This window comes from Kaistia defluvii, assembly GCF_026343955.1.
Lineage (GTDB): Bacteria > Pseudomonadota > Alphaproteobacteria > Rhizobiales > Kaistiaceae > Kaistia > Kaistia defluvii.
In genome coordinates this window covers 65,526-78,095 of sequence record NZ_JAPKNI010000004.1, presented here as the reverse complement: position 1 = coordinate 78,095, position 12,570 = coordinate 65,526, and the positions used below count along the sequence as shown (strand labels likewise).

The window sequence follows — 12,570 nt, the reverse complement described above, 5'->3', positions numbered from 1 at the left end:
GCAGGCCGTGACGGAAGCGGCCCGATCCCAGCCGAGCGCGTCCGATTCGGGCACGCTCGGCATCATCTGCGGTGGCGGCGCCTTTCCGGTCGTGGTCGCCGAGGCGGCGCTCAAGGCCGGGCGCGACGTCTTCCTGCTGCCGATCCATGGTTTTGCCGAGCCCGCCGCCGTGGCGCGCTATCCGCATGAGTGGATCCATATCGGCGCCTTCGGCAAGCTTTCCTCCGTTCTCAAGCGCCATGGCTGCCGCCAGGTGGTTTTCGTCGGCACGGTGCTGCGCCCGAGCATCCGCAAGCTCCGGGTCGACTGGGGCTCGCTCAAGCTGCTGCCGCGCGTGCTCGGCATGTTCCGGGGTGGCGACGATCATCTTCTTTCCGCGGTCGGGCGCATCTTCGAGGAAAACGGCTTCGAGCTGGTCGGCGCGCATGAGATCGCGCCGGATATCCTCGTGCCGGCCGGCGTGCTGGGCGCGCACCGGCCGGGCGCGGACGATCTCGCCGCCGCTGAGTTCGGCCGCGACGTGGTGCGCGCGCTCGGCCCGTTCGACATCGGCCAGGGCGTCGTCGTCGGCGGCCGTCGCGTGCTGGCGGTCGAGGCGGCGGAAGGCACCGATCTGATGCTCGCGCGCTGCCGCGAGCTGCGCGCCAATGGCCGGATCAAGCTGCATGGCCGCGCCGGCGTGCTGGTCAAGGCGCCCAAGCCCGGCCAGGACCGGCGGCTCGACATGCCGTCGATCGGCCCGCGCACCATCGAGCTTGCCGCCGAGGCCGGGCTGGCCGGCGTCGCGGTCGAGGCGGGCGGCGTCATCGCCGCCGAAATCGAGGCCATCGTGCGCATCGCGGACGAGAAGGGCCTGTTCATCATCGGACTCGACAAATGACCCTGCCGGCCAGCAAGCCGCTCGACGTCTTCCTCATCGCAGGCGAAGAATCGGGCGACATCCTCGCCGCCGGGCTGATGCGCTCGCTGGCCGAGAAGCGGCCGGGGCCGGTGCGCTATCGTGGCGTGGGCGGCCACCGCATGGCAGCGGCGGGCCTGCATGGCCTCTATCCGATGGACGATCTGACGGCGATGGGCTTCAGCGCCGTGCTCGGCAAGCTGCCGACCATCCTGAAGCGGATGCGCCAGACGGTCGAGGCGATCGTCGCCAGCCCGCCCGATATCCTTATCCTGGTCGATGCGCCGGATTTCACCCACCGCGTCGCGGCGCGGGTGCGCCGGCGGCTGCCCAACCTGCTGATCGTGAAATATGTGGCGCCGACCGTCTGGGTCTGGCGGCCGGGCCGGGCCCGCGCGATGCACGGATCGATCGACCATGTGCTGGCCCTGCTGCCCTTCGAGCCCGAGGCCATGTATCGCCTCGGCGGGCCGGAGACGACCTATGTTGGCCATCCGCTGCTGAGCGAAATCCCGGACCTGCAGCCGACTGCCGCCGATCTGGCGCTGCGCCATGGCGAGCCGCCGGTCCTGCTGGTCCTGCCGGGAAGTCGCCGCATGGAACTGAAGCGGCTCGGCGAGCCTTTCGGCGAGGCGCTGGCCCTGCTGAAGGCGCGGGGGCACGATTTCACGCTGGTGCTGCCGACCTTGCCGCGGCTGGTCGATCGCGTCACCGAGATGACGCGCGACTGGCCCGTGCGGCCGCATATCGTGGCGGGCGAGGCGGCCAAGCTGGCGGCGTTCCGCTCGGCCCGGGTGGCGCTCGCCGCCTCCGGCACGGTGACGCTGGAACTGGCGCTGGCCGGCGTGCCCTTCGCGGCCGCCTATCGCGTTCCCGGCTGGGAGGCGCGGCTGGTCAAGTATTTCATCACCGGCCGCTTCGCGACGTTGCCCAACATCATCCTGGACGGGCCTGTCGTGCCGGAGCTGATCCAGCATGACTGCACGCCGGAGAAGCTCGTCGCGGCGCTGGAGCCGCTGATTGCCGAGGGGCCGGCCCGGCAGGCCCAGCTCGATGGCTTCGCCCGCCTCGACGCGCTGATGAGTACGGGCGGCGTCGCGCCCTCCGAGCGCGCCGCCGACACCGTTCTCACCCTGCTGGCCGCTCGCGGGTAGGGGCTGCGCCCCTGCGCGGACCTCCTTCTTCCTGAATCCACCCTCGCCGTCATCCCGGGTCAGGCCCAGGATGACGGCGAGGATGGGGCGAAGGCCGGAGTGACAAGCCGCAGGGCGTTGGCACAGCCGACTCCCTCTCCCGCGCGCGGGAGAGGGCTGGGGTGAGGGGCTTGCTTTGCGGGTTTAGCCGGGGCGAGTGGCCAGCCGACGCCGGACCAACGAAAAAGGGCGCCCGAAGGCGCCCTTTTGCATTTCAGAACCCCGACGCCTAGTGGCGCTTGGAAACCGGGACGTAGTCGCGCGAGGCGGCGCCCGTGTAGAGCTGGCGCGGACGGCCGATGCGCTGGCTCGGATCCTCGACCATTTCCTTCCACTGGGCGATCCAGCCGACGGTGCGGGCGAGCGCGAACAGCACGGTGAACATGGTCGTCGGGAAGCCCAGCGCCTTCAGCGTGATGCCCGAATAGAAGTCGATGTTCGGATAGAGCTTCTTCGAGACGAAATAGTCGTCATGCAGCGCGATGCGCTCGAGTTCGAGCGCGACCTCGAGGATCGGATCATCGGTGATGCCGAGCTCACCGAGCACCTCATGGCAGGTCTTCTGCATGATCTTGGCGCGCGGGTCGTAATTCTTGTAGACGCGGTGGCCAAAGCCCATCAGGCGGAACGGATCGTTCTTGTCCTTGGCGCGGGCGATGTATTCGGGGATGCGATCGACGCTGCCGATTTCCTGCAGCATGTTGAGCGCCGCCTCGTTGGCGCCGCCATGCGCCGGGCCCCAGAGGCAGGCGATGCCGGCCGCGATGCAGGCGAACGGATTGGCGCCCGACGAGCCGGCGAGGCGGACCGTCGAGGTCGATGCGTTCTGCTCGTGATCGGCGTGCAGGATGAAGATCCGGTCCATCGCGCGGGCGAGGATCGGGTTCACCTTGTACTCTTCCGCCGGCACGGCGAAGCACATGCGCAGGAAGTTCGACGCGTAGTCGAGCGAGTTCAGCGGATAAACGAAGGGCTGGCCGACATGGTACTTGTAGGCCATGGCCGCGATCGTCGGCATCTTGGCGATCAGGCGGAGCGAGGCCACCATGCGCTGATGCGGGTCCGAGATGTCGGTCGAGTCGTGATAGAAGGCGGAGAGCGCGCCGACGACGCCGACCATGACGGACATCGGATGCGCGTCGCGGCGGAAGCCGGTGAAGAAGCGCGACATCTGCTCATGGACCATCGTGTGATAGGTCACGCGCTGATCGAAATCGGCCTTCTGGGCCGCGGTCGGCAGGTCGCCGTAGAGCAGCAGGTAGCAGGCTTCGAGGAAGTCGCCATTCTCGGCCAGCTGCTCGATCGGGTAACCGCGATAGAGCAGAACGCCCTTGTCGCCGTCGATGAAGGTGATCTTGCTGTCGCAGGCGCCGGTGGACGTAAAGCCGGGGTCGTAGGTAAAGCGTCCGGTCTTGGAATAGAGCGAGCCGATGTCGATGACGTCGGGTCCGAGGGTGCCTTGCTTGACGTCGAAGTCCCAGGACTCGCCACCAACTGTGAGTGTCGCTTTGGTTTCGCTCATGAAACCTACCCCCTTGAAGAATTGTTTTGTTCGGGCGGGTGCTCGCGCGCGTGTCATGCGTGAATCTGGCAGCGCTGCCGAGAAAATTAACGGTCCGATGGGTATCCGATTTATTGCAGCGCGGCAAGCGGGCCCGGCGTGGCCTATGATAAGGCTTTGATATCAACGGGACGGCGCGGCAGGGAGGCGGTTCGCTCCTGCCGCGCCGCCGGTTTTCACAAGGCCTGGTCGGCGATGCGGCCGAGGCTTTCCTCGCGGCCGAGAACGATCAGCACGTCGAAAATTCCCGGCGACGTGGCGCGCCCCGTCAGCGCTGCACGCAGGGGTTGAGCAATCTTGCCGAGCTTCAGCGCGCGCGTTTCCGCGAATGCCTTGACCGCCTCCTCGGTTGCCTCGACGGTCCAGTCGTTGACGCCGGTCAGCACGTCATGCACGTCCTTCAGCAGGGCGCGGGCATTGGCGTCGAGAATGGTCGTCGCCTTCTCGTCCAGCGTCAGCGGGCGCTGCACCATCAGGAAGTTCGCGCCGTCCTTGAGCTCGACCAGCGTCTTGGCGCGGTCCTTCAGGCCGGGCAGCGCCAGGCGCAGCTGCTCGGTCTTCTCCGGCGTCAACTGGACCTGCATCGCCGCGCCGCCCGGCAGATAGGGCAACGTGTCGAGGAAGATCTTCAGCAGCGTCTCGTCATCGGTCGCCCGCATGTAGTGGCCATTCAGATTCTCCAGCTTGGCGAAATCGAAGCGGGAGGCGGAACGGCCGACATCGACGATGTCGAACCACTCGACCATCTGGTCGAGCGACATGATTTCGTCGTCGCCATGCGCCCAGCCGAGGCGGACGAGATAATTGCGCATCGCCTCGGGCAGGTAGCCCATGGCGCGATAGGCATCGACGCCGAGCGCGCCATGGCGCTTCGACAGCTTGGCGCCGTCCGAGCCGTGGATCAGCGGGATGTGCGACATCACCGGCACGTCCCAGCCCATGGCGTGGTAGATCACCATCTGCCGCGCGGCATTGGTCAGATGGTCGTCGCCGCGGATGACATGGGTGACGCCCATGTCATGGTCGTCGACCACGACGGAGAGCATGTAGGTCGGGTTGCCGTCCGAGCGTAGAAGGACGAGATCGTCCAGATCCTTGTTGGGGATGACGACGCGGCCCTGCACCTGATCGTCGATCACGGTCTCGCCCTCGAGCGGGGTCTTGATGCGGATGGCGGGCTTGACGCCGGCCGGCGCCTCGGACGGGTCGCGGTCGCGCCAGGTGCCGTCATAGCGCGGCGCGCGGCCCTCGGCCCGCGCCTTCTCGCGCATGGCGTCGAGCTCGGCCGGCGTGCAGTAGCAGCGATAGGCCTTGCCGGCCGCCAGCAGTTCCTCGACCACCTCGCGGTGGCGCGGCGCGCGGGCGAACTGGAAGACGGTCTCGCCCTCCCAGTCGAGGCCGAGCCACTTGAGGCCGTCCAGGATGGCGTCGATGGCGGCCTCGGTCGAGCGCTCGCGGTCGGTGTCCTCGATCCGCAGCAGCATCTTGCCGCCGGTATGCTTCGCATAGAGCCAGTTGAACAGCGCGGTGCGGCCACCGCCAATGTGCAGGAACCCGGTAGGCGAGGGGGCGAAGCGGGTGACAACCGGTTTGGACATGGACTGTTCTCGATGTGCGGGAAGCCGCAAGGGGCATGGAGTCTCGCCACTCGGCGATCTGCGGCTGGTCATGTAGCATAGGGGGGCGCAGGGGCCAAACGGGTTTGGGGGCGCCCGGCCTGTTTGCCCAGCTGCGCAAAGGCGGGGGCATGGCTGCAAGCGATCCGCGCGACGAGGAAGGCATAAGCGACGGGCCGGCGCGCCTTCGCGCGCGCCGTTTTCTCGTTCCCGCCGGCATCCCGCCGGGGTTTCGCGCCGCGGTGGCGCTGGATCGGCTCTGGCTCGGCGCCGGCGCCTGGCTGGAGCGCGAGATCGAGGCCGGGCGCGGCTTTCCCTGGCTTCCCGTTGCCTTCGGAATCGGCGCGCTGATCTATTTCGCGCTGCCCTCCGAGCCGTCGATCCTGGCGCTCGCCGGGCTTGCGGTCCTGCTGTGGGGACTGGCGGTGGCGCGCCGGCATCGCACGGCGTCCGTCCGCCTGCTGATCGTGCTCGCCATGGCCGCGACCGGCGCCAGCGCGATCAAGCTGCGCACCGATACGCTGGCGACGCGCGTGCTGGAGCGGCAGGTGACGGGCACGGTCACCGGCTGGGTCGAGGAGCGCAAGGCGCGGCGGGGCGGCTATCGCCTGACCGTCCGGGTGGCCGGCCTCGACGCCAGGCGCGTGACGGTCATCCCGCAGCGCGTCACCGTGACGGTGCGCGGCAAGTCGGCCCCGGCGGTCGGCGACGGCATCCGGATTCTGGCGCGATTGCGTCCGGCTTCCGGGCCCGTGCTGCCGGGCGGCTATGATTTCGCGCGCGATTCCTATTATCGCGGCATCGGCGCCACCGGCTTCGGCTATGGCGCGGCGCAGCCGGCCGAACTCGGCCCCGCGCCGCTGTCGATCCGCCTGCGCCAGCCGCTCGAGGCGGTCCGCGAGGCAATCCGCGCGCGCCTTGTCGCCCATCTCGACGGCGAGAGCCGCTATATCGCCTCCGCGCTGATCATCGGCGATGCCGGCGGCCTGGCGGAGACGACGGAGGACGACCTGCGCCTCTCTGGCCTCGCGCATGTGCTGTCCGTCTCGGGCCTGCACATGGTGCTGGTGACCGGCGTCGTGTTCTGGAGCGCGCGGGCGGGGCTGGCGCTGATTCCGTCGCTGGCGCTGCGGCGGCCGATCAAGAAATGGGCGGCGATCGCGGCGCTGCTGGTCAGCGGCTTCTACCTGCTTATCTCCGGGCTCGACGTCGCCGCGCAGCGCTCGTTCATCATGACCTCGATCGCCTTCCTCGCCATCCTCGTCGACCGCCGGGCGATCTCGATGCGCAATGTCGCGCTGGCGGGGCTGGTCGTGCTGGCGATCACGCCGGAGAGCATCCTCTCGGCTAGCTTCCAGATGTCGTTTGCCGCCACGATCGCGCTCGTCGCCGGCTTCGAGATGCTGTCCGACCGACGCCGCAACAATCCCTCGCCCAGCCTGCGCGCCCGCAGCGGCGCGGCCGCCTTGCCGAGGCGTGCCTTCCTGTTCGTCGCCGGCATGGCGCTGACCTCGCTGCTCGGCGGCCTCGGCACCACGCCCTTCGCGCTCTATCACTTCCAGCGCATGGCGCCGCTGTCGATCCTGGCCAATGTCGCGGCGATGCCGCTCACCGACTTTCTCATCATGCCCTTCGCGCTGCTCTCCGTGCTCGCCATGCCGTTTGGAATGGAGGCGCTGCCGCTCGCGGTCGTGCACTGGGGGATTGACGGCATGCTCGGCGTGTCGGCGACGGTCGCCCGATGGTCGGGCCAATCCGGCGGCGCGGCGATGCCGGGCGTCGCGGCCCTGCTGCTCTTCGTCGGTGGTTTCGTCTGGCTGGCGCTCTGGCGCGAGCGCTGGCGGATGCTCGGCATTGTGCCCATGCTGGCGGGAATTGCACTCGCCCTGTTCCCGGCGCGACCGGACCTGCTGGTCAGCGCGGATGGCAGGCAGATGGCGATCCGGGGCGGCGACGGCCTTTACCGCATCGTCGCGCGCAGGCCGGACCGCTTCGTCAGCGATATTTGGCTTCGATCCGATGGCGACGAGAGGGACCCGAAGGCGGCGTTGCAGGCGGGTGGTTGCGACGCGGCCGGCTGCGTCGGCCGAATGCCGGATGGGAACTGGGTGGCGCTGGCGCTCGACCGAGCCGCCTTCGAGGAGGATTGCCGCCGCGCCGTGCTGGTGCTGACGCCCTTGTCCGCGCCGGAAACCTGCCTCCGCCATACCGCCGTGATCGATCGAGGAACGCTGGAGCGCTCAGGATCGCTGGCCATGTGGCCGCGCGGGACGGTGGCATCGCCACCGGAGAGTGCCGCGGGGCAGTCACCCGAAATGGCCGGAAGGGCGGGACCGAAGTCGACCGAGGCGCAACTGGAGACGGCTATCGCCGGGGCCAGTACCTTCATGGAGCCGCGCGGGGCGGGTGCTTCATCAGAGGGGAGTGCCGACGGGCCGGCATCCGAAACGGCGGGCAGCGCCGGGCCGGAGCCGCCCGCGGCGCAACCGGAGACATTCATCCCCGATATCGCCGTCCCCATGGAGCCATCGCGCTACGACCGCGTCGAGCGCAATGCCGACGACGAGGATGTGCTGCCGCCGGAACCCTCGGCCACAGCGGAGTCACGCCCTGCGCCGCCCGATCCATGGCTAGCCCGGCGCTTCGAGATCCGCACCGCCTATGCACCGGTGCGACGGCCCTGGATGCCGCCCTATGAGGACGAGCTTGCCGATCAGTAGGTGCGCAGCAGCCCGACGAGCTTGCCCTGGATGCGGACGCGGTCCGGCCCGAAGATCCGCGTTTCATAGGCGGGGTTCGCTGCCTCCAGCGCGATCGAGGCGCCCTTGCGCCGCAGCCGCTTCAACGTCGCCTCTTCCTCATCGACCAGTGCCACGACGATGTCGCCGGATTCGGCGTTGTCGCTCTTGCGGATCAGCACCGTGTCGCCGTCGAGGATACCGGCCTCGATCATCGAATCGCCGCGCACTTCGAGCGCGAAATGCTCGCCGCCGCGCAGCATCTCCGGCGGCACGGTGATGGAATGGCTCTGGGTCTGGATGGCCGAGATCGGCACGCCGGCGGCGATCCTGCCCATGACGGGGATGATCACCGGCTCGGCCACGTCGTGCATGTCGTCGATCGGGCGGACCTTGCCGAGGCTGCCTTCGATCACGCTGGGCGAGAAGGCCTGCTTCTTCGGCCGCGCCATGGCCGGCGTCATCGTCTCGGGCAACCGCACGACTTCCAGCGCACGGGCCCGGTTGGGCAGCCGGCGGATGAAGCCGCGTTCCTCCAGCGCCTTGATCAGGCGGTGGATGCCGGATTTCGAGCGGAGATCCAGCGCATCCTTCATCTCGTCGAAAGAGGGAGGAACGCCCGCTTCCTTGAGCCGCTCCTGGATGAACATGAGGAGTTCATACTGCTTCCGGGTGAGCATGGTGATCTCGCGCTGGGGGCATTGCCAAGTTCTATCGCCGTACCCGAAGGCCGATCCCCTCGAGCCACTGCCAGGCGGCGATCCGGGAATCATTCAGGTACAAAACGCGAACAGAATACCTGTTCCCCATGCGTTCCGCAAGGCCGCCCTGGGCATAGGCTTGAGGCCAGGCGCCTCCATGGCCCGGCGCCCCTGTTGGCGAGGCCCGCTGCGGTATCGCTTTCGCCCCGCGACCGGCGCCAGCGCGAGCCGACGGAACGTGGCGCGGAAGGATCGTGCCCGAGGGCGCGCACCGCGCTGTCGAAGCCTGACGCTCGATCCGTTCGAGCTGTCGCTACGAGGGGCGCGAGGTGGGGACGGGGCAGGGCGCCGAAGTTTTAAGGCGCGGCATTCCCTAGAGGAAGGGGTTGGCCCGCGCGTCGCGCCGCATCCGGCGGCAATCGGCGATTTGGCTGGGACGCAGCAGGATATCCATCGAAGGGTGAAATTTATTTTTTCTTTGGGATCGTATCCGTTTCGCTTGAGATGGACATGCTTCAGATCATTTTTTCTTTAGATAGCAGGCCTAGAGCATAACGATCGATGATCTATCAAGATTAAGGCGATTATCTCGCCGATATGTGGCAAGATATTGGCTGGTTTGACACAATTGGACTGGATGCGTATGGTTGTGTTCATCAACTGACGTGAGGTCATATCCAATGATGTTTAAATCCGGTGGCATTGCCGCCGCGATCGCCGTTGCGCTTTTGTCCGCGACGAGCTTTTCCGCGCTTGCCCAGGACGCTGATACGAAGGCCGCTGATACGAAGGCCAAGGACGCGGTCAGCTGCGGCACCGACCGAACCATCGATATCGCCGAGATGACCTGGCCCTCCGCGGCCGCGCTGGCGCATATCCATGCCATCATTCTGGAGAAGGGTTTCGGCTGCAATGTCGAGATCGTCACCGGCGACACCGTTCCGACCTCGTCCTCGATGTTGACGCGCGGCAGCCCGTCGGTGGCCCCTGAACTCTGGACCAGCACGATCAAGGAACCCTGGGCGAAGGGCCTGGCCGACGGCAAGGTCGTCGAACTGGCCGACGCCATCACGGACGGCACGGTCGAGGGCTGGTTCATTCCCCGTTATGTCCAGACGGCTCATCCCGATCTCAAGAGCGCCCAGGACGTCATTGCGCATCCCGAGCTGTTCAAGGATCCCGAGGACAGCAGCAAGGGCCGGCTCTATTCCTGCCCGCCCGGCTGGGCCTGCGAGATCTCGACCGGCGCGCTCTTCGAAGCGCTCGGCATGAAGGACAAGGGCTGGAACCTGTTCTCGCCCGGATCCGGCGGCGCGCTTGACGCCTCGATTGCCCGCGCCTTCACCCGTGAAGAGCCGATCCTGTTCTACTATTGGGGTCCGACGGCCATTCTCGGCAAGTACGACGCCGTGCAACTCGACCTCGGCGAGACGAAGCCGGACGTCTATGCCTGCAACACCAGCCGCGATTGCACCGACAAGCCGGGCGTGACCGCCTATCCGTCCTCGCCGGCCGTCGTCGGCGCGGCGAAGTGGATCGAGAGCGACGCGCCGAATGTGGCCGCCTATCTCGCCAAGGTCGGCCTGACCAATGCCGAGATCAGCGAGATCCTCGTCTATGGCGACGAGAACAAGGCGGACGCGGCGGCGACGGCGCGCAATTTCCTGAAGACCAAGGAAGACCGCTGGACGAGCTGGGTTGCGCCGGAAGTGGCGGCCAAGGTCAAGGCCAGCCTCAACTGACATTGCCAATAGGCAAACGAGCGGCCGGGATTTCCCGGCCGTTTCCCGTTGGGCCGTGCCTTGCTTCCCGGCAACGCGGCCGGGCAGGGCGGGCAAGCTGCCACGCCGCCTGGGAAGCCAATCCGTGTCGCCGGGCTGAAGAAAGAGACAGAGCTTGTTTCCTCAACTGATTGATACGCGGCCCTGGCGCCGCGCGGTCGACGATGGCCTGAACTGGGTGGTCCGCCATTGGGGCGGGACCTTCGAGTCCGCCGCCTATCCGCTTCTCATGCTGCTGAAGGCGATCGAGAACCTGCTGATCGCGACGCCTTGGTGGCTGATCATCGGCCTGCTGACGGGCATCGCCTGGCTGGCCACGCGACGCTGGCAGCTTCCGGCCGTGGTGCTGGGCGCGCTGCTATTCCTCGGCGTGATGGATCTGTGGAAGGACGCCATGACGACCATGGCGCTGATGATCGCGGCAACGCTGACGGCCATCATCCTTTCGATCCCGGTCGGCGTCTGGATGTCGCGCTCGCTCCGGATGCGACAGGGCATTACGCCGGTCCTCGACCTCATGCAGACGCTGCCGAGCTTCGTCTATCTGATCCCGACGGTGATGATCTTCGGCCCCGGCAAGATCCCGGCGCTGATCGCCACCATCGTCTATGCCGCGCCGCCGCTGGTGCGGCTCACCGATCTCGGCCTGCGCTCGGTCGATCCGGCCGTGATGGAGGCCAGCCGCGCCTTTGGCACCAATCCGCGCCAGCGCCTGCTCGGCGTACAGATCCCGCTGGCGCTGCCGACCATTCTCGCCGGCATCAACCAGACCACCATGATGGCGCTCTCCATGGTGGTCATCGCCTCGATGATCGGCGCGGGCGGCCTCGGCTACCAGGTATTGCAGGGCATCGGCCGCCTCGAAGTCAGCCGCGGCCTGTTCGCCGGTCTCGGCATCGTGGCGCTCGCCATCATCTTCGATCGCATCACCCAGGCGTTCGGCCGCCAGTTGCAGGCCCGCATCGGCATGCAGGAGGCCCGCTAATGTCCGATCCCATCGTGAAGACCGATCTCGCCATCGCCATGCGCGGGGTCACCAAGATCTTCGGCCCGGACCCGGAGGGCGCGCTGGCGCTGCTGCGGGCGGGGAAATCCAAGGCCGAGGTCCAGGCCGAGACCAACCATGTCGTCGGCCTCGACAATGTCTCGCTCGATATCGCGGCCGGGCAGATCTTCGTCGTCATGGGGCTCTCCGGCTCCGGCAAGTCGACGCTGATCCGCCACGTCAACCGGCTGATCGAGCCGACGGCGGGCGAGATCATCGTGCACGGCACCGACGTGCTGAAGATGAGCCTCAACGAACTGCGCGCCTATCGCCGCACCAAGGTGGCGATGGTGTTCCAGAAGTTCGGCCTGCTGCCGCATCGTTCGGTCATCGACAATGTCGCCTATGGCCTCGAGGTCCGCGGCGTCGGCCGCAAGGAGCGGCTGGAGACGGCGGCGAAATGGATCGAGACGGTCGGGCTCGCGGGCTATGAGAATTCCCGCACCCGCCAGCTTTCGGGTGGCCAGCAGCAGCGCGTCGGCCTGGCGCGGGCGCTTTCGATGGATAGTGACATCATCCTGATGGACGAGGCGTTTTCGGCGCTCGATCCGCTGATCCGTTCCGGCATGCAGGACCAGCTGATCACGCTGCAGAAATCGCTGAACAAGACGATCCTGTTCATCACGCATGATTTCGACGAGGCGCTGAAGATCGGCGATCGCATCGCGGTGCTGAAGGACGGAGCCCTGCAGCAGGAGGGCAAGCCCGAGGACATCGTGCTGCGTCCGGCCAACGAGCATATCGAGGAGTTCGTGCGCGAGGTGAACAAGGCCCGCGCCATCCATGTGCGCTCGATCCTGGAGCGCGGCGTGACCGAGCCCTGCGAGCAGTCGGTATCGATGGATGCGTGCTGCGAGGACGTGCTGCCGCTGTTCGCCGAGCATCAATGGGTCGGCGTAGTCGATGGCGAGGGCAAGCAGATCGGCCGCGTCACCGCCAAGCAGGTGATCAAGGCGCTGGCGCGCCACACGCCGGGCGTCGGCTGATCGTACAAGACGAAAAAGGCGAGGGGCGCTGGTTGGCCCCTCGCAAGTTGG

Annotated in this window: 9 protein-coding genes; 6 read left to right on the top strand and 3 right to left on the bottom strand. The window is 67.3% G+C overall.

What is annotated here, in order from left to right; translation table 11 throughout:
• The first annotated feature begins 7 nt into the window (after positions 1–7).
• Together OSH10_RS11385 and lpxB are read left to right on the top strand one after the other, a co-directional pair.
• Positions 8–880 carry an LpxI family protein gene (locus tag OSH10_RS11385; RefSeq protein WP_266331861.1) on the top strand — a complete coding sequence of 291 codons (873 nt, stop codon included), beginning with the start codon at positions 8–10 and terminating at the stop codon, positions 878–880.
• A complete protein-coding gene (lpxB, locus tag OSH10_RS11380; protein WP_266331859.1) occupies positions 877–2,052 on the top strand; it encodes a lipid-A-disaccharide synthase in 1,176 nt (391 codons plus the stop codon). The genes OSH10_RS11385 and lpxB overlap by 4 nt, the downstream gene beginning before the upstream one ends.
• 268 nt (positions 2,053–2,320) lie before the next feature.
• On the opposite strand, the gene gltA is transcribed toward lpxB, so the two are convergent.
• Positions 2,321–3,613 (bottom strand): citrate synthase, encoded by a 1,293-nt coding sequence (gltA, locus tag OSH10_RS11375; RefSeq protein WP_266331858.1) that lies wholly within the window; start codon positions 3,611–3,613, stop codon positions 2,321–2,323.
• Between the two features lie 215 nt (positions 3,614–3,828).
• Positions 3,829–5,250 (bottom strand): glutamate--tRNA ligase, encoded by a 1,422-nt coding sequence (gene gltX, locus OSH10_RS11370; protein ID WP_266331857.1) that lies wholly within the window; start codon positions 5,248–5,250, stop codon positions 3,829–3,831.
• A gap of 149 nt (positions 5,251–5,399) precedes the next feature.
• Between gltX and OSH10_RS11365 the strand changes: the two genes are divergently transcribed.
• A complete protein-coding gene (locus tag OSH10_RS11365) occupies positions 5,400–7,988 on the top strand; it encodes a ComEC/Rec2 family competence protein (RefSeq protein WP_266331856.1) in 2,589 nt (862 codons plus the stop codon).
• Here the strand turns inward: OSH10_RS11365 and lexA are convergent.
• Positions 7,982–8,686: a transcriptional repressor LexA gene (lexA, locus tag OSH10_RS11360; protein WP_266331855.1), complete on the bottom strand. Its 705-nt coding sequence runs from the start codon at positions 8,684–8,686 to the stop codon at positions 7,982–7,984. The genes OSH10_RS11365 and lexA overlap by 7 nt on opposite strands.
• Before the next feature lie 701 nt (positions 8,687–9,387).
• Here lexA and OSH10_RS11355 point away from each other — a divergent pair.
• From OSH10_RS11355 to OSH10_RS11345, 3 genes are all read left to right on the top strand, one after another.
• Positions 9,388–10,449, top strand: coding sequence for a glycine betaine ABC transporter substrate-binding protein (locus OSH10_RS11355; protein ID WP_266331854.1), 1,062 nt, complete (start codon positions 9,388–9,390; stop codon positions 10,447–10,449).
• A gap of 154 nt (positions 10,450–10,603) precedes the next feature.
• Positions 10,604–11,473, top strand: coding sequence for an ABC transporter permease (locus tag OSH10_RS11350; protein ID WP_266331853.1), 870 nt, complete (start codon positions 10,604–10,606; stop codon positions 11,471–11,473).
• A complete protein-coding gene (locus tag OSH10_RS11345; RefSeq protein WP_266331852.1) occupies positions 11,473–12,519 on the top strand; it encodes a quaternary amine ABC transporter ATP-binding protein in 1,047 nt (348 codons plus the stop codon). Before OSH10_RS11350 ends, OSH10_RS11345 begins: the two co-directional genes overlap by 1 nt.
• The last annotated feature ends 51 nt before the right edge of the window (positions 12,520–12,570 follow it).